The sequence below is a fragment of the Micromonospora sp. NPDC005161 genome (assembly GCF_053599855.1).
On the sequence record NZ_JBSFYQ010000023.1, the window covers coordinates 103,213 to 119,285 of the forward strand.

At 69.5% G+C, this 16,073-nt stretch carries 16 protein-coding genes and 1 pseudogene; 6 read left to right on the plus strand and 11 right to left on the minus strand.

Annotation, left to right across the window (positions count from 1 at the left end; translation table 11 throughout):
• Positions 1-69 precede the first annotated feature (69 nt).
• On the plus strand, positions 70-951 hold the full coding sequence (locus ACWD5O_RS21990) for a LysR family transcriptional regulator (RefSeq protein ID WP_354965745.1): 882 nt from the start codon (positions 70-72) through the stop codon (positions 949-951).
• A gap of 114 nt (positions 952-1,065) precedes the next feature.
• Here ACWD5O_RS21990 and ACWD5O_RS21995 read toward each other — a convergent pair whose 3' ends face one another.
• Together ACWD5O_RS21995 and ACWD5O_RS22000 are read right to left on the minus strand one after the other, a co-directional pair.
• Positions 1,066-1,689: an NADPH-dependent F420 reductase gene (locus ACWD5O_RS21995; protein ID WP_450086386.1), complete on the minus strand. Its 624-nt coding sequence runs from the start codon at positions 1,687-1,689 to the stop codon at positions 1,066-1,068.
• Positions 1,690-1,763: 74 nt separating this feature from the next.
• On the minus strand, positions 1,764-2,594 hold the full coding sequence (locus tag ACWD5O_RS22000) for an SDR family NAD(P)-dependent oxidoreductase (protein ID WP_450086387.1): 831 nt from the start codon (positions 2,592-2,594) through the stop codon (positions 1,764-1,766).
• Between the two features lie 222 nt (positions 2,595-2,816).
• Here ACWD5O_RS22000 and ACWD5O_RS22005 point away from each other — a divergent pair, with 222 nt between their 5' ends.
• Complete coding sequence (locus tag ACWD5O_RS22005; RefSeq protein WP_450086388.1) at positions 2,817-3,458, plus strand: TetR/AcrR family transcriptional regulator; 642 nt, start codon at positions 2,817-2,819, stop codon at positions 3,456-3,458.
• Positions 3,459-3,671: 213 nt separating this feature from the next.
• Here ACWD5O_RS22005 and ACWD5O_RS22010 read toward each other — a convergent pair whose 3' ends face one another.
• From ACWD5O_RS22010 to ACWD5O_RS22020, 3 genes are read right to left on the minus strand one after another with little or no spacing between them, the layout of a single operon-like run.
• Positions 3,672-4,616, minus strand: a complete 945-nt coding sequence (locus ACWD5O_RS22010; protein WP_450086389.1) for a hypothetical protein — start codon at positions 4,614-4,616, stop codon at positions 3,672-3,674.
• Positions 4,613-5,104 carry a hypothetical protein gene (locus ACWD5O_RS22015; protein WP_450086390.1) on the minus strand — a complete coding sequence of 164 codons (492 nt, stop codon included), beginning with the start codon at positions 5,102-5,104 and terminating at the stop codon, positions 4,613-4,615. Before ACWD5O_RS22015 ends, ACWD5O_RS22010 begins: the two co-directional genes overlap by 4 nt.
• A gap of 3 nt (positions 5,105-5,107) precedes the next feature.
• Complete coding sequence (locus ACWD5O_RS22020) at positions 5,108-6,334, minus strand: macrolide family glycosyltransferase (protein WP_450086391.1); 1,227 nt, start codon at positions 6,332-6,334, stop codon at positions 5,108-5,110.
• 373 nt (positions 6,335-6,707) lie between these two features.
• Here ACWD5O_RS22020 and ACWD5O_RS22025 point away from each other — a divergent pair, with 373 nt between their 5' ends.
• Positions 6,708-6,974 carry a zinc finger domain-containing protein gene (locus tag ACWD5O_RS22025; RefSeq protein ID WP_450086392.1) on the plus strand — a complete coding sequence of 89 codons (267 nt, stop codon included), beginning with the start codon at positions 6,708-6,710 and terminating at the stop codon, positions 6,972-6,974.
• Between the two features lie 58 nt (positions 6,975-7,032).
• Here the strand turns inward: ACWD5O_RS22025 and ACWD5O_RS22030 are convergent, their stop codons facing one another.
• Positions 7,033-7,305, minus strand: coding sequence for a hypothetical protein (locus ACWD5O_RS22030; protein ID WP_450086401.1), 273 nt, complete (start codon positions 7,303-7,305; stop codon positions 7,033-7,035).
• A gap of 71 nt (positions 7,306-7,376) precedes the next feature.
• Positions 7,377-7,490 (minus strand): annotated as a pseudogene (locus ACWD5O_RS22035) (MmyB family transcriptional regulator); the annotation flags it as partial.
• Between the two features lie 83 nt (positions 7,491-7,573).
• Here ACWD5O_RS22035 and ACWD5O_RS22040 point away from each other — a divergent pair.
• Positions 7,574-9,121, plus strand: coding sequence for a gluconokinase (locus ACWD5O_RS22040; protein WP_450086393.1), 1,548 nt, complete (start codon positions 7,574-7,576; stop codon positions 9,119-9,121).
• On the opposite strand, the gene ACWD5O_RS22045 is transcribed toward ACWD5O_RS22040, so the two are convergent.
• Genes ACWD5O_RS22045 through ACWD5O_RS22060 form a run of 4 tightly spaced genes read right to left on the minus strand, consistent with a single transcriptional unit; the run spans position 9,099 to position 13,223 of the window.
• The gene (locus ACWD5O_RS22045) at positions 9,099-9,986 is read right to left on the minus strand and encodes an ABC transporter permease (protein ID WP_354965754.1); all 888 of its coding nucleotides are present in this window, start codon (positions 9,984-9,986) and stop codon (positions 9,099-9,101) included. The genes ACWD5O_RS22040 and ACWD5O_RS22045 overlap by 23 nt on opposite strands.
• Positions 9,986-10,885, minus strand: coding sequence for an ABC transporter permease (locus ACWD5O_RS22050; RefSeq protein WP_450086394.1), 900 nt, complete (start codon positions 10,883-10,885; stop codon positions 9,986-9,988). Before ACWD5O_RS22050 ends, ACWD5O_RS22045 begins: the two co-directional genes overlap by 1 nt.
• Positions 10,882-12,006 carry an ABC transporter ATP-binding protein gene (locus ACWD5O_RS22055; RefSeq protein WP_450086395.1) on the minus strand — a complete coding sequence of 375 codons (1,125 nt, stop codon included), beginning with the start codon at positions 12,004-12,006 and terminating at the stop codon, positions 10,882-10,884. Before ACWD5O_RS22055 ends, ACWD5O_RS22050 begins: the two co-directional genes overlap by 4 nt.
• On the minus strand, positions 12,003-13,223 hold the full coding sequence (locus tag ACWD5O_RS22060; protein ID WP_450086396.1) for an ABC transporter substrate-binding protein: 1,221 nt from the start codon (positions 13,221-13,223) through the stop codon (positions 12,003-12,005). Before ACWD5O_RS22060 ends, ACWD5O_RS22055 begins: the two co-directional genes overlap by 4 nt.
• A gap of 255 nt (positions 13,224-13,478) precedes the next feature.
• Between ACWD5O_RS22060 and ACWD5O_RS22065 the strand changes: the two genes are divergently transcribed.
• Positions 13,479-14,561 carry a LacI family DNA-binding transcriptional regulator gene (locus ACWD5O_RS22065; RefSeq protein WP_450086397.1) on the plus strand — a complete coding sequence of 361 codons (1,083 nt, stop codon included), beginning with the start codon at positions 13,479-13,481 and terminating at the stop codon, positions 14,559-14,561.
• A gap of 487 nt (positions 14,562-15,048) precedes the next feature.
• Positions 15,049-16,026 carry a glycoside hydrolase family 11 protein gene (locus ACWD5O_RS22070; protein WP_450086398.1) on the plus strand — a complete coding sequence of 326 codons (978 nt, stop codon included), beginning with the start codon at positions 15,049-15,051 and terminating at the stop codon, positions 16,024-16,026.
• The last annotated feature ends 47 nt before the right edge of the window (positions 16,027-16,073 follow it).

The window sequence follows — 16,073 nt, forward strand, 5'->3', positions numbered from 1 at the left end:
GTAATCGTCGGGTGGGGCAGAAAGCGCTGGTAGTTGGCGGATCGGCATCGGAGCTCATAGCCTGGGGATATGAGCTCATTCCCCTCCGTCGAGGATCTCCGGTTGGTCGAGGCGGTGGCGCGGCACGGCTCCCTCGGAGCCGCCGGACGGGAGCTGCTCATCAGCCAGCCGGCCGCAAGCAACCGCCTGGCGGCGCTCGAGCGGCGGGTCGGTGAACGGCTCTTCGACCGGGACACGACCGGGGCGCGGCCGACACCGGCCGGTCGTGCGCTGTGCGCCGAGGCGACCCACGTGCTTGATCATCTGGGACGCATCTTCGACCGGACGCGCGCCGCCGCGCGGGCACGAACGTTCAACGTCGGCACCTTCAGCAGCCTCGCACCGTTGCTCTTTCCGGCGCTCGACGTGTTGATGGACGACTCGACCGTCAACCAGGTGACGGACCATGGCGACAGGCTCGTGGAGTGGGTCGGCGAAGGGTCGCTGGACGCCGCGTTCGTCGCCGTCGCCAACCAGATGCGTCTACCCACCACCGTGAGCGCCGTACCGGTTGCGAGCGACCGACTGGCCGTCCTGACACCACCGGCAGCGTCGCTGCGCAAGGGCCGGCGGCCGTTCGCCGATCTCGACGTTGCCATCTACACCTACGACATGTCCACGGACACCCTGCACCAACGACTCTCCGGCCTCGGCGCCCGGCCTCGCACGGCGGCCACCGCGGAGACGGCCGTACGAATGGCGCGACTACTGGGATGCCCGGCCGTCCTGCCCCGCGGGCTCGGGCTCGCCTACGCCCAGGATGGGGACCGGGTGTCCGCCGCGCCCGTACCCGGCCGCCTCACGCTCTTCATGGTGAGCCGCCGCCCCACTCCGGCCGCCCTCGCGGCGGTGGTGAACCGGCTTGCTGGTCGCCTCGGGCTGCAGCGCCCAGCGCCGGGACGAGCCGAATGATCCGGCCGGTACGCGCCTCGCCAACATTGATATCCGACATCAGCGAGTCGGTGATCCATCAACCATTGTCAGGGCACACGGCGCCCTGTTCGCCGACTGCTCGGCCCCGGGGGCTCAGCCGGTAAATTCGTTGACGCCGAGGGCGAAGTCCCAGTGGCCAACCCCGTTGCCGGCGAGGCCCACCGTGACCACGCCCACTCCTTCCAGCCAGTGCGCCATCTTCAGGCCGCCGACGTCCAGCGGGCGCAGCCCGAGGCTCTCGATGAATGCCGCCACGCCCGCCTTGGCCTGCGCATTGTCGCCAGCGATGAAGACGTTGGGCCGGCCCTTCTCCAGGACATTACGGAAGATGGTGTTGAATGCCTTCACCACGCTGGCGCTGGCCGGGGCCACCTTGGCGACCTCCTGCGCGATCGAGGTCTCCTCGCTGTGGGCCAGTCCGTCGAACGTGGCGTTGAAGGGGTTGCTGATGTCGACGATGACCTTGCCCGCCAGGGCGTCTCCGTACTCGGCGACGACCGGAACGACACCGTCGTACAACAGGGCCGTGATGACGATGTCCCCGGCCGGGACGGTGCCCCACTTGCCCGTCGTCGCGCCGCCGCCCAGAGCCTTGGCCAGGTCATCGGCCTTGGACTGATCGCGTCCCATGACCTCGACGGTGTTGCCGCCCGCCACCGCGAGCGTGCCGATGGTACGGGCCATGTTCCCCGTACCGATGAGGGTGATGCTGCTCATGAGGGTGCTTCCTGTTCTCGAGGTGTCGCTCTGTCTCGTTGTGGGGTGGTGCCCGCGGCATTCCTGGTGTGTGCTCAGATGGCGGTGGTGCCGCCGTCGGCGACCAGTTCCAGGCCGTTGACGTAGCTGGAGTCGTCGGAGGCGAGGAACAGGGCGACGGTGGCGATTTCTTCGGGGCGGCCCATCTTTCCGCGGGGGATGAGGGACTCGAATGCGGCCTTGGTTGCCTCGTCGAACAGTTCTTCCTGCTTGGCGGTGGCGACCTGGCCGGGGGTCAGGACGTTGACCCGGATCTTGCGGTCGCGCAGTTCGTTGAGCCAGACGCGGGCCCAGGCCTGCTGGACGGCTTTGCTTCCCGCGTAGAGGCTCCAGCCGGGGAAGGCGCCGAGGGAGGCGTTGGATCCGGTCATGAAGATCGAGCCGTTGTCGTTGATCAGCGGCAGTGCCTTCTGCACGGTGAACAGGGTGCCGCGCGCGTTAAGCCAGAAGGCGCGGTGGAACTGTTCCTCGGTGATCTCGCCGAGGACGGCGGGTTCGCCCATCCCGGCGCTGGCCCACAGCACGTCGATCGAGCCCTTTTCCCGCTTGACGGTGTCGTACAAGCGGTCCAGGTCGTCCAGTTCGGCCGCGTCACCCTGGACGGCGGTGACGTTGCGGCCGATCAGCTTGACGGCGTCGTCCAGTGCTTCCTGCCGCCGGGCCTGGATGAAGACGTGCGCTCCTTCCTCGACGAACAGTTTGGCGCCGGCCAGTGCCATGCCGGTGGATCCGCCGGTGATCACCGCTACCTTGCCATCGAGCTTTCCCACGATCACTCCGTTGAATTGATGGGTATCCGAAACAGTTCGGTTCTTATATACACCAGGCTGTGTACGTAACGTACCCGATGACTGGTCGGCGCGCAAGCTACATACACCGGTCGGTACCGACCCCACCCGTGGGACGCCCGGTGCGCCATGGCGCACCGACGATCATCGGGACCGCTCTCGCCTTGCGAAATCGCCGTCATCGCGATCGGCGCACGGTCCAGGCGTATGTACACCGTACTGTATGCTTAACGTAACCGATGATCAACCCGTACGCAAGCTATGTAGACCGGTCTGTACCGAACGGTCTATACTGAAGGCATGACGGAGTTGGAGAAGGGCCCCCTGGGCCGGCGCCGTGGCAGGGGCGCACGCGAGCGCATCCTCAGCGCGTCACAGCAGCTGTTCCGCGATCAGGGCATCAACCGCACCGGCATGGACCAACTCTGCGCCGTGGCCCAGGTGTCCAAGCGCACGGCCTACCAGCACTTCACCAGCAAGGACGAACTCGTCGCCGAATACCTGCGCCGATTCGATCCCGACGTCATGCCCGGAGTGTTCGAGCGCACCGACCTCACACCCCGCGAACGACTCCTGGCCGCCTTCGAGATGCCCGCGTCCACGCCCCTGTGCCCCTACATCGGGGCGGCCGTCGAACTCCACGACCCCCAACACCCCGCATCCCAGTACGCACGCGGCTACAAGACCGCCATCGCCGCGCGGCTCACCGAAACCGCCCGCGAAGCCGGCGCCACCAACCCCGAACAACTCGGCGAACAACTGGCGCTGCTCATCGACGGCGCCTCGGCCCGCACCCGAGTCCTCAACAGCGAATCCTTCCCCACCGCCGCCGCCATCGCCGCCGTCCTCATCGACAACGCCATCCCCGCGTCATCTCCTCGGCAGCCCAGCGATGACCGCGGAACTACCGGGTCTGCTCCCGTTCCGGTGGGCGGCCAATGACGGCCCGATCACGCCCCGTCGGCCGGAAGACGACGTCGAGTTCGGCGCGGCCGGAGCGGTAGCTGCCGGGACTCGGGCTGGAGAGCGGGTCGCGAGATCTGGCCGCGGCCATCCGTACGTATCGTCGACTGAGTGACGGGCGTCGGTGGGCCGGACAGCGGTACGTCATCCCCGGAGTAGGGGACCACTCGCGCGCCGGTGGTGGCGGTTCGCTCAGGGCAGCGGGCCGTCGTTCCGCGCGGTCGCGCTGAGGCGATCCCGGATCAGCGCGATCACGGTGTCCGCGGTCCGGTCGAGGTGACTGCGGCCATCGGGTAGCCGGGCCTCCGGGCTGATGTAGCTGCGCGGACCCACGTGGGTGGCCGGGTCGAGGCGGTGCACGGTGATCTTCCCTGCGCGGTCGGCCCGGTTCCATCCGCTCCGGCGGAACAGCCGCCACCGCTGCGGGAACATCCAGGTGCCGACCCGCTCGATCCGGTCGCCGGCACTCGTGAGCTGGTCGAGGTGCTGGGCGTGGCTGATGTCGTTGGCGCCGTTGTGGAACCCGCCGAGAGTGATCAACCAGAGCGGAGGACGCAGCTGGGACCACAGTTCGTCCACCGCGCCGGTGGCGACCTGGGCGCCACCGCTGTAACTGAGCATCACCACGGGAATGCCGCTGTCCCGCCGATAGCCGGCGTCTCGGAGCTGAGTGGCGATCTGCGAGCCGACGGCGCGGTTGTACAGGGGACGGTACCGGCGGTCGGCGGCGACGAAGGTCTGCATCACGTTGTGCAGAAACAGCACCAGACCGATGTGGCGGCGCAGCCAGACCCACACCGGCCGGTCGGCGAGCGGCAGAGCCAGCGGGGAGTACGGCTGCACCTGGCCCAGCACCCTGAGCTCCGGCGCTCCGGCGATCAGGGCCTTGACCAGTCGGCCGCCGTCGCGGGTGTCGTGGAAGCGGCGTTTCCCGATACCGTCCAGATAGACGAGGTACGCGTCCGGGGGGCGGTCCGGGTCCGCGCCTCGGGCGGGGGGCATGCCCTTGGGTCGCGCCGCGGTGGGGCTCCGCCAGCCTGCGGCGTAGACCACCACCTCGTAGCGGGCGAGCAGAGCTTCGGCGAGCAGGACCGGTCCGATCCCGCCGAGCAGCAGCAGGAGCGCAAGTTCGATCACGGAAACCGCTCCGGTGCTCTTGTCGTGTTGAGCCGCACGACCAGGCGGCGGATGCCCTCGACGGCAACGCCGAGCCCGACTCCCGCGACGGCCACGCAGCCGGCGGCATCCCACCAGCCGAGCCCGGCCACCGTGGCCAGGGCAGTGGCGAGGCCGGCCCCCACTCCCACCATGAGGACCAGGTGCAGCAGCGGCCCGAGCAGCGGAAACGCGAGGACCGCGGCAAGCAGCAGCGGGGCGGCCAGGCCCTGTGTCCAGGCCAGCGCGGATTCGTCGGACGACGCGGCGGGCAGCACCAGCTCGGCGAGGGTCCACGCGGACAGTGGCCAGAGCGCGAACACCGCGCCGTCGACCACGGCGCCGGCCAGCACCATCACCAACACCCTGGTGTGCGACACGCCGGACAGGCGTGCCACCACGGGCAGGAGGCGCCCGACGGCCTCGGACAGCCCGGCGAAGAGCAGCATGACGGCGACGACCAGGGACATCGGTCAGCCCTGCGGTGGGAGGTCGGCAGGGGCCGGCTGAGCGAACGAGCCGGTCCGCTGCACATAGCGCTCGAGTTCGTCGGCGGCGCGCGTATAGCCGCCGGCCTCGCGCTGGGCTACCCGCAGGGTGTTCGCGGCGGCCCGGAATCGGGGCTCGTCCAGCAGGCGCCGGGCGAGGGCGCGCAGGACCTCCACCGTGACGTCCTCGGTGCGGATCGCGAGGCCGGCATCGAGCTCGACGATGCGGGACGCCACCAACGACTGGTCGGCGCCCTGCGGGACCACCAGCATCGGGACGCCGGCGTACAGGGCCTCGTTGACGCTGTTCACCCCGCCGTGGGTGATGAACAGCGCTGCACGGGACAGGACTTCCAGCTGCGGTACCGAGCGGTGGACGATCACGTTGGCCGGCAGCTGACCGACCGTGGCGGGGTCGGTGGGCCCGGTGGAGACGATCACGGTGCCGCCCAGCGGGGCGAGCGCGTTGGCAAAGGTGCGCAGCAACTGCGGGTCGGCGCCGAACACCGTGCCCAGCGAGGCGTAGAGCACCGGATCGCGCAGCTGATCGAGCGGGAACGACGAGTCGGCTGGGCGGGCACCGATGCTCGGCCCGACGAACCGGTAGGACTGGTCGAAACTGTCGGCCTCGGGGTGGAACGCCCGCGAGGTGTAGACCAGGTTGAGCGGCTGGCGGATGTTCGCCAGGTCGATCAGGGGCACCGCTTCCGTGTCGTACCGGCGGCTCAGCTCCCAGCGCGACTTCAGGTACCCCGCGGTGGGGCGGGGCTTGACCGCCGCCGCCGCGAGCAGCTCCCAGGAGCCGTGGGTGGGGCTGGGCACGTGCCGGTTGAACGCGAACGTGGTGAACGACGACGCCGCCGGTACGTCGAGTTCGCGGGCGACCACCGGCCCCCACAGGCAGAGGGAGTCGTGCACGACCAGATCCGGCCGGGCACCGCGCAAATCGGTGAGGACGGCGGGCAGTACGCGTACGGCGGTGCGCGCGAGCTGCTCCATCACCGTGACGGGCGTCGGCGGGCCGGACAGCGGTATGTCATCCCCGGAGTAGGCGACCACTCGCGCGCCGGTGGTGGCGATTTCCTCCGCGTAGGCGGGCGTCGTGTGGTAGGTGACGGAGTGGCCACGGCGCACAAGCTCAGCCACGACCGGCAGCGTCGGGTTGATGTGCCCGTGCATGGCGATGTTGAGGAATGCGATCGCGCTCATCATCGGCCGACCCTGGACGGGGGGAAGACCCGCGCCCGACAACACGTAACGATCATGATCCGCCTTCCTCGGTGACAGGGTAGACGCTGCCAGATGGCCCAGTGCCGCGGGCAGAGTTCTCGCCCTGGTTCGCCCGTGCTCCCCCACGTCGCGCGGGTCCTGGCCGCAGTCGGGCCGGCTGCCGGCCCCGCCACCGGGCACGGCCGACCTAAGTCCAGCTCACTCGGCACGGGCGGCACGCGTTTCAGCGGCGCGCGGCCGCGCTGGAGCACATCGTCGCCGCCGCCCACGCGCCAGCGGCGCCAACCAGGCCGGTGCTCGGCAGTTGAACACGGGTAGTACGTGCGACGGCGAGCACAGCGGGAAGGTCGGTTGGATGAATGACCCATCGGAGCTGGCGCGAAGCGCGCTCCAGCGAATCCACCAGGCTGCCGTGAGACATCGGGACCTTGAGCTACACCACGCGGCCGACGACATCGTCCGAGCGGCCCTGGCGAGGGGCCTCGATCCGGGGCCTGTCGAGTCGTACCGCCCCTGCCCCACGTGCGGTGCCGAGCCGGGACAGTTGTGCATCAACGTCCCTGGTCACCCCGTGACCCCGGGCGACATGCACCTTGAGCGTACGCAAAAGGAGACCCCGTAGAGACTTGGTTTGGTCCCGGTAAGCCCTCGAAGGCGACCTCGCCAGGCTCTGCGGGCAGCTACCGCACGCAGCCCATCTCCATCAACGGGGCCTTGACCCGGTTCGGTAGGCCGACCGCGCGAAGCATGCGGTCGGGTTGGCGGCGCAGTCGCTCCATCGCCCGCGCCGTCGCGTCATCGGCCGGCAGGAGAACGACCAGCTCCTGCGCGTCGGTTCGCGGCAACTCGAGCTTCTCCCGCTGCCACCGAAGCTCCTGCCCGATGGGATGGTTGAGCCGAAACGGGGCGGGCGGTGGGGGCAGGTGGCGGTTGAGTCGTCGGGTGAACTCCATGCCAGCCAGGGGGCGAGCTCGGCACGGAACCATGAGGCTTCCGCAGAAGGCCCCAGCCACAGGTCGAAGGCACGCTCGTCGGCCACCTGCTCCCAATCGGGGAAGAATGTCCGGGCGCGCGAGTCGGTGAACACGTAACGCGTCAGGTTTGGCGTTCCGCCCTCGAGCAGCCCGATCCCACGCATCAGCAAGTTGTCGCTCAACCAGGGCGACGACAACTGCGCGCAACCGCTTGCCGGCCCACCGGACGCCGCTCGACCATGTGCGCATGCGGCCAGGACGTCGTGTCATTCTCGGGGTCGACGTGGGCGTCACGGCGGTGCGGGTGGCCGCGTTCGCGCTGGACGGCACCGCGCGACACGTCGCGAGGCGGAAGTACCCGCTCCTTCAGCCAGCGCCCGGCTGGCAGGTACAGGATCCGGAGGTACTCGTGGCGGCCACCCTGGAGGCGACGTCCGCGTGTGTCGCCGACACCGCCGGGGCGGAGGTCGTCGCCCTCGCGATGAGCTCCGCCATGTACGGCCTGATCGGGCTCGGCGCGGCGATGACGCCAGTGACGCCGCTGCTGACCCGGGCCGACTCGCGGTCGTCGGAGGCGGCCCGCGACCTGCGGATCTCCGGGCAGGGGCGGGAACTGCACCGATTGACGGGCACGCCGGTGCACCCGATGAGCCCGCTGTGCAAGCTCATGTGGTTTGCCCGCCATGAGCCGTACCTCTGCATGGCGACCCGGTGGTGGATCGGCCTCAAGGACTACCTGCTGTACCGGCTCACCGGCAAGCTGGTCACCGAGCTGTCCTCGGCCTCCGGAACCGGGATGTTCGACGTCCACCGTCGGGCGTGGAGCCGCGCCGTACTCGACCTCGTCGGTGTGTCGGAGAGCCAACTGCCCCCGGTCCTGCCCACGACCGCGGCGTTGCGGCTCTCGGCCCCTGCCGGACGGGCCGTCGGCCTCCCGTCCGGTACACCCGTCGTCGTGGGTGCGGGCGACGGCCCTTTGCACAACCTCGGCGCGGCGGCGATCGACAGCACCGTCGGCAACCTGTCGCTCGGGGCCACCGGGGCCCTGCGCACGGTCGTCTCAGCTCCGCTCGTCGACGAGGCGGAAACCCTCTTCTGCGACGCGCTGACCGAGGACGCGTGGGTTGTCGGCGGAGCGGTCAGCAACGGCGGCAACGTCGTACGTTGGGCGGGACGTGCCCTCGCGCCCGACCTCGACCATGCCGCGCCCACGCTTCTGGATCTCGCGGAGCGGATTCCCCCGGGAAGCGACGGCCTCGTGATGCTCCCCTATCTACTCGACGACCCGGCAGCAGGATCCGACCCGCCGGGGGCGTACCTGGGGCTGCGGAGCGAGCACTCCCGCGGCCACCTGGTGCGGGCCGCCGTCGAAGGAGTGTGCCTGCAACTCGGCGTCGTCCTCGACCGCGTGGCCGAGCTGACGCCGATCAGCAGCGTCCGGCTGACCGGTGACGCCTTCCGCTCTCCACTGTGGCGCGAGGTGATGGCCGCCGTTCTGGATCGTCCGGTCCAGGCGGCGGGTGACGGCGATGACGCCGCCCTCGGCGCGGCCGCGCTCGGACTCTTCGCGATCGGCCTCGCTCCCGATCTCAAGGGGGCTGTCACCCAGCTCGATCCCGGCCGTGCCCGCAGCGAGCCGATCGCGGTCGACCCCGCCCTCGCCGCGACCTATCGCGGCCTGCGCGCGAAGCTGCCCGCGCTCATCAGCGCCGCGGGCCGGGTGGGTGAGATCCTCGATGAGGTGGCGGCCGGGCCGTCCACACCCGTGGGCTTCAGTGCTCCGGCTCCTCCTTGACCTGGGCCACGAGCTGGGTCGGGTTGACGTACCGCAGCGCGACGACGAGGAGCACGAGCATCATCGAGGTGTAGATGACCGCCATCGCGTCGACCGACTGCTGCGCCCTGATCCCGGACGCGGACATCGAGTAGTAGAGCGCCACGACGATGGTCTGCGAGTCGGGCCCCGCGGTCAGGAAGGTGAGCTCGAACATGCCCACGGTCCGGACGAGCACGAGGATCGCGGAGGCGAGGATGCCCGGCACCAGCAACGGCGTGAGGACCCGGAGGAAGACCGTCCGCAGGCCCGCGCCGCACATGCGCGCGGCGCTCTCGATCCGCGGGTCGATCTGCTCGATGAACGGGGTCATGGTCAGGATGACGAAGGGAACCGACGGTACGAGGTTGGCGAGCACGACCCCGGACATGTTCCCGGCCAGCCCGAACTTGTAGAGGACGGTCGCCAGCGGGATGCCATACGTGATCGGGGGCATCAGGATGGGCAGCAGGAACACGAGGAAGATCAGCCGCTTGCCGGGGAACGACCGCCGCGCGAGGACGTAGGCCGCCGGCACGCCGATCAGCAGCGAGAGGCCAACGACGAGCACGGAGACCTCGAGCGTCACGACGATGACCTGCATGAGCGCGAACTCATCCCAGGCCCGGCCGTACCAGCTGGTGGTGTAGCCGTCGGGGAGCCAGGTGTCGAACCAGCGCTGGCCGAACGAGCTGACGAGCACGGACGCCACGACGCCCAGCAGGTTGAGGAAGAAGAAGATGACGACGCCCCACACGATCCAGGCGGCCGGTCGCGCGGCGATACGCCGCCGCCGGTCGGTGGTGGCGGGGGGCCGCGCTGGTGGCGCCTGGGTGATCGTTGCCATCAGCCCTTGCCTCCGGTGGAGCCGGTGTAGAGACGGTTGCGCGCCGCCAGGACCAACGCGATGATGACCAGCTCGACGAACCCCATGATCATTGCGATCGCCGAGGCGTACGGGTAGTCGTACTGCTCGTACGCCGCCTGGTACGCGGCGAGGGAGATGACCCGCGTCTCGCCCGCCGGATTGCCGACCAGGACGGCGGACGGGAACACGCTGAACGCCAGCACGAACGTCAGGCAGAAGGTCGTGGCCAGGCCCGGCATCAGCAGCGGGAGCGTGATCCGCAGGAACCGGCGACGCCAGTCCGCCCCGAGCGTCGCGGCCGCCCGTTCCAGGGTCGGGTCGATGCCGGAAAGATAGGAGAGCACCAGCAGGAACGCGAACGGAAAGCCGGTGATCACCAGCGAGAAGAACACGCCCCAGTAGTTATGGATCAGCCGCACCGGCTCGTCGATGAGGTTCGTGGCGAGCAGGATCCGGTTGAACCAACCGGTCGGGCCGAGGAAGTTCAGCAGCCCCTGGGCGGTGAGCACCGTGCCGAGCGTGATCGGCACGACCAGCAGTGTGGTGACCAGCCGCTTGCCCCGGAACCGACCGCGCATCCGGTAGGCGATCGGCACGGCGGCGAGGACGTTCAGGAGCGCGGCGGGCAGCGCGATCCGCAGCGTGATCCAGATCGTGCCCCGCTCGTAGGCGTCGGAGAAGAACCGGGCGTAGTCGCTGAACGGCCCGCCGTTGGTCGGCTGGAACGAGAGCGTCAGGCCGTAGAAGAACGGGTAGAGGAACAGGGCGATGACGAAGATCAGGGCCGGGACCAGCAACCAGAGTTGCCGATCGACGCCCCGCTCCGCGAGACGGTGCTGCCAGTGCGCCAGCGGCCTGCCAGGCCCGACGCCGCTCACCGCGCGGCCTCCGAGGTGTCCGCGAGGTGGTCGGGGCGGGGGTCGGTGGCCTGAGCCGCGCCTGCGGGATAGACGAGGAGCCGCTGCGGGTCGATGGCGACCTTGACCTGGTCGCCCGGTGCGATCCGCTGCTCGGTACGCAGGTGCAGCAGCTGTCCCGTCTCGGTGCGGGCCTCGGCGGCCAACTCGCGGCCCTGGTACTCGACCACCTCGATGGTCGCCGACATGGTGTTGTGGGCCTCGCCGGGCCCGTCGACGCGGATGTCCTCCGGGCGTACCGCGACCACCGCCTCCGCACCGGCCTGGAGGTCGCCGATGGCCTCGCCGAGCAGGCGATGACGGGACGACTCGACCGTGGCCCGGGTGCCGTCCAGCTGCTCCACCCGTCCCCGCCACAGGTTGCGGTAGCCCATGAAGTCGGCGACGTGCCAGTTCGCCGGCCGGTTGTGCATCTCGCGTGGCGACCCGATCTGCTGCACCCGCCCCTCCCGCAGCACGACCAGCCGGTCGGCCAGGGAGAGCGCCTCCTCCTGGTCGTGGGTGACGTAGACGGTGGTGAGCCCCAGCGACTGGTGCAGCCGGCGGATCTCGGTGCGCATCTCCAGGCGCAGTTTGGCGTCGAGGTTGCTCAACGGCTCGTCCATCAGCACGAGAGACGGCTCGAACACGACGGCTCGGGCGATGGCGACGCGCTGCTGCTGGCCACCCGAGAGTTGGCCGGGCAGCTTGTCGACGTGGGCCTCGAGCCGCACCAGCCGCACCGCCTCCTGCGTACGCCGGCGAATCTCCTCCTTCGGTAGCCGCCGCATGCGCAGCCCGAAGGCGATGTTCGCGCGGACCGTCAGGTGGGGAAAGAGGGCGTAGCTCTGGAACACCATGCCGAAGCCGCGGCGCTCCGGTGGCAGCGTGTCGATCCGGCGCTCGTCCTGCCAGATGCTCCCCTGCGTCAACGGCAGGAGCCCGGCCAGGCAGTTCAGGGCCGTCGACTTGCCGCAGCCGGACGGGCCGAGCAGGGCGATGAACTCGCCCGCCTCGATCGTCAGGTCCAGCTCGGTGAGCGCGTCCTGGCCGCCGAACCGGCGGGACACGCCATCCAACCGCAGCTGGGAGAAGGCGCTCATCCCTGCTTGACCTTCCCGCCGCCGATCTCGCGGTCCCAGCGGTTGAACGCCGCCACGAGGCTCTTCGCGTCGAGCGGGACCTCGGTCGGGTTGCCGGCGATCAGCGCGTCGTACTCCGGGCGGCCGAACTCCCGGATCGCGTCCTGACTCTTCTGCGGCGCCGACGAGAGCTGGACGTCCTTCACCGCCGGCCCCGGGTAGAAGTAGCCCTCGTCGTACGCCTTCGCCTGCTGCTCAGGGGTGAGCATGAACGCCAGCAGGGCCAGCACCGCGGCCTGCGTGTCGGTGGACACGCCCTTGGGCATGACGGCGTAGTGCGCGTCGGTGACCCAGTGGAAACCGTCGATCGTGGCGATCCTGGCCTCCTTGGGCACCGTACCCAGCACGCGGGGGTTGATGTCCCAACCGGTCGTGCTGACGATCAGGTGAGCGGTGCCGTTGGCGAGGTTCTTCATCGTCTCGGTGGTGCCGGACGGGTAGTAGTCGACGTACTGGCCCAGCTCCTTGAGAAAGGCCCACGTCTTGTCCCACCCCGCCGCGGGATCCTTCGGGTTCGTGTCGCCCAGGATGTAGGGCAGGCCCATCAGGAAGGTCCGGCCCGGGCCGGAGTTGGCCGGCCGGGCGTACTGGAACTTGCGGGGGTTCGCCTTGGCCCAGGCGAGCAGGGCGTCCGCACTCGTCGGCGGCGCGGAGAGGCGGGACGGCAGGTATTCGAGCAGCGGGCCGGACGGATAGTAGGTGACCGTGACGCCGGCGTTGCCGGCGAGCTGCTGCATCGCGGCGGCCGGTTCCAGGTAGTTCCGCATGCCGCCGAGGCGGTCCTGGAACTTCGGCAGCACGTCCGTCCAGAGCCCCTGCTCGATGCCGGCCGCCAGGCCGTCGACGCCGGTCAGCACGAGACCGATGTCCACCCGGTCGGCTCCCTGCTGAGCCTTGATCTTGCCGGCCAGCTCGGGCGCCGGCGCCTTCGAATACGTCACCCGGGAGATCACGTTGGGATTCTTCGAGACGAACTCGTCGATCATCGCCTGCGTCAGCTGCAGGTTGCCGGCGACGTCGAGAACGTTGAGCGTCACGGCCCGGGCGGGCCGCTCCGGTATCTCACCCGTGGTGTCGCCCGAGGTTTTGCCGGGACCTTCCGGCGCCCCACACCCGACCGCGCCCACGAAGAGCGACGATGCCGTGACCATGAGAGCGCCGCGCCGCGTCATACCCATGAGTCGTTCCCTCCATCGACTACCCGGTCCGGCCAGGTAGGTCCACGCTCTGCTCAGGTGGGTCGCCTCGGCGAGGCCGCCCTACATGCGCCATCTGTGGAGCATTGAGACAGCCGGCGGGGCCGAACAGCAACGGGTTGCCATGTATTGCCTCGCGCGAATGCGCACCGGAGAACCGACTGCTGCGAGGGCATTGCCGAGTACTCACCGGCGTCATAGCATGATCATGGCGCGTAGCCCGGGGGGAGCATGAAGATGCCCGACCACACCAGGCCGCCAGACAAGAGGGCCACGATCTACGACGTCGCGGCCGAAGCCAATGTCTCACCGTCCACGGTGTCCCGCGCATTCTCCAAGCCGAGCCGCGTCAATTCCGAGACGGCCGAACGGGTCCGGCAGGTCGCCGAGCGGCTGGGCTACCGGACCAACCCGCTGGCACGCGCCCTCACCACGTCCCGGACGCACATGATCGCGCTCGTCATCCCCGACATCACCAACCCGGTCTACGCCGAGATCGTCCGCGGGGCGCAGGAGGCATCGCTCGGCGGCGAATACACCACCGTGCTGATCGACGCCCAGGAGTCCGACCGCCTGGAACGGGCGGTGATCGAACGGACGATGTCGACCGTTGACGGGTTCCTCCTGGCCAGCAGCCGGATGTCCGACTCGGCCATCCGGATGTTCGCCAAGCAGCGGCCGGTGGTCGTCCTCAACCGCGCCATCGCCGACGTGCCCTGCGTCGTGACGGACAACCCGCGCGGGGTTCGGCGGGCCGCCGAGCACCTCGGCGAGTTGGGGCACGACCACATCACGTACGTCGCGGGGCCGGAGGCGTCCTGGGCGAACGGTATCCGCTGGCGGTCGCTGCTCGAAGCGGGCATGGAGCTGGAGATCAAGGTACGCAAGATCGGCCCGTTCAGCCCGACCATCGAGGGCGGCGAGCGGGCCGTCGAGGAGCTGTGCGCGCATCCGCCGACGGCTGTCCTCGCCTTCAACGACCAGATGGCGATCGGCCTCATCCGCGGCCTCGGGTGGATGGGGGTCGACGTTCCCGGCGACGTCAGCGTCGTGGGTTTCGACAACATCCTCGCCGCTGACATCGTCACGCCCGGGCTGACCACGGTCGCGGCGCCGTTCTACGCGGAGGGCTCGGCCGCCACCCGACACCTGCTCACGATGATCGAGGGAGCGCCCGGGCACACCGGAAGACCGATGGTCCTGCCGGTACGCCTCGTGGTCCGCAGCTCGACGGCCGAGCGCAACCCGAGCCCGGGGCGGGCCCGACCGCCATGGCCACGGCAGCGTCCGGCGCCCAACCCGGCGGCCCACCTGTCGTGATGCCGTAACGCCACGGCGGCGGTGGCACCTGCCGCCGGTCGCGGTCCGGAAAGTCTCCGGAAATTCCGACGTTGACAGCCCCGGTTTCGGCCCTTAGGTCGAGGCATCGAGGTAATCAGCTCACGCCGCAGTGGATCTAATGGGGCTACTGGGCAGGATGAACGCCGTCCTGAGGCATGTCCGGTCTCTAAGGCCAGGCTTCCACGATGTTTCCGGAAGTTGTTGACAAGCCGACCGGAGGGTCAATACGGTCGCCATCGACGATGCTCGATTACCGTCAATGCCACCCACCGCGACCCACTCCCCCGGTCGTCGTGCAGGACGACCAGCCAACCACCACCACGTGGTACGCGCCGATGCCCGCCCGGCCGTCGCCTGGCCGCCGGTTCGTGCCGCACCGCTGGCCTCCCGCCAGCCGTCACGAGGAGGACGCACGTCCATGGACAACATGAACCACACACCCATCAGACCGAGAGGGCGCGGCCGCATGCGGTTGCTCCTCGGCGCCGCGTGCGCCGCGGTGGTGGCCGTCAGCAGTACGGTGCTGGCCACCAACGCGTACGCCGAGGCCGATCGGACCGTCAGCGCGAACTCCACCGGCACGCACAACGGGTTCTTCTACTCGTTCTGGAAGGACAGTGGCAACGCCAGCATGACGCTGCGCGCCGATGGCCGATACTCCAGCCAGTGGGGCAGCGGCACCAACAACTGGGTCGGTGGCAAGGGTTGGGCCACCGGCAGCCGCAGGACGATCAGCTATTCGGGCACCTACAGCCCGAACGGCAACAGCTACCTCGCCCTGTACGGATGGACGCGGAACCCGCTGATCGAGTACTACGTCGTGGAGAACTTCGGCACCTACAACCCGAGCACCGGCGCCACCCGGGTCGGCTCCGTCACCACCGACGGCGGCACCTACGACCTGTACCGCACCCAGCGGGTCAACCAGCCGTCCATCGACGGCATCGCCACGTTCTACCAGTACTGGAGCGTCCGTCAGCAGAAGCGCACAGGTGGCACCATCACCACCGCCAACCACTTCGACGCCTGGGCCCGCGCCGGCTTGAACCTCGGCACGAACCACAGCTACCAGATCATGGCCACCGAGGGCTACCAGAGCAGCGGGAGCTCCGACATCACCGTCCGGGAAGGCGGTGGCGGCAACCCCGGCCCCGGGCCCACCACCGGCAACCCGGGAGGCGGCAACTGCACCGCGACGCTCTCCGCCGGTCAGCAGTGGGGCGACCGGTTCAACCTCAACGTCGCGGTCAGCGGCACCAACAACTGGGTCGTCAGCCTCGGCCTGGGCGGCGGTCAGAGCCTGCAGAACAGCTGGAACGCCTCCGTCAGCGGCACGAGCGGAACCATCACCGCCAGACCGAACGGCAACGGCAACAACTTCGGAGTAACGATCATGGCCAACGGCAACTGGACCTGGCCGACGGTCACCTGCCGAACCGGCTGACCCGACCAACTCCGACAACACCCTGTGGCGCGGCGGGGGCGGGCGCC

Coding starts and splice junctions, on each gene's coding strand:
- ACWD5O_RS21990 (WP_354965745.1), top strand. CDS start 70: ATGAGCTCATTCCCCTCCGTCGAGGATCTCCGGTTGGTCGAGGCGGTG.
- ACWD5O_RS21995 (WP_450086386.1), bottom strand. CDS start 1,689: ATGAGCAGCATCACCCTCATCGGTACGGGGAACATGGCCCGTACCATC.
- ACWD5O_RS22005 (WP_450086388.1), top strand. CDS start 2,817: ATGACGGAGTTGGAGAAGGGCCCCCTGGGCCGGCGCCGTGGCAGGGGC.
- ACWD5O_RS22015 (WP_450086390.1), bottom strand. CDS start 5,104: ATGTCCCTGGTCGTCGCCGTCATGCTGCTCTTCGCCGGGCTGTCCGAG.
- ACWD5O_RS22020 (WP_450086391.1), bottom strand. CDS start 6,334: ATGATGAGCGCGATCGCATTCCTCAACATCGCCATGCACGGGCACATC.
- ACWD5O_RS22025 (WP_450086392.1), top strand. CDS start 6,708: ATGAATGACCCATCGGAGCTGGCGCGAAGCGCGCTCCAGCGAATCCAC.
- ACWD5O_RS22030 (WP_450086401.1), bottom strand. CDS start 7,305: ATGGAGTTCACCCGACGACTCAACCGCCACCTGCCCCCACCGCCCGCC.
- ACWD5O_RS22040 (WP_450086393.1), top strand. CDS start 7,574: ATGCGGCCAGGACGTCGTGTCATTCTCGGGGTCGACGTGGGCGTCACG.
- ACWD5O_RS22045 (WP_354965754.1), bottom strand. CDS start 9,986: ATGGCAACGATCACCCAGGCGCCACCAGCGCGGCCCCCCGCCACCACC.
- ACWD5O_RS22055 (WP_450086395.1), bottom strand. CDS start 12,006: ATGAGCGCCTTCTCCCAGCTGCGGTTGGATGGCGTGTCCCGCCGGTTC.
- ACWD5O_RS22060 (WP_450086396.1), bottom strand. CDS start 13,223: ATGGGTATGACGCGGCGCGGCGCTCTCATGGTCACGGCATCGTCGCTC.
- ACWD5O_RS22065 (WP_450086397.1), top strand. CDS start 13,479: ATGCCCGACCACACCAGGCCGCCAGACAAGAGGGCCACGATCTACGAC.
- ACWD5O_RS22070 (WP_450086398.1), top strand. CDS start 15,049: ATGCGGTTGCTCCTCGGCGCCGCGTGCGCCGCGGTGGTGGCCGTCAGC.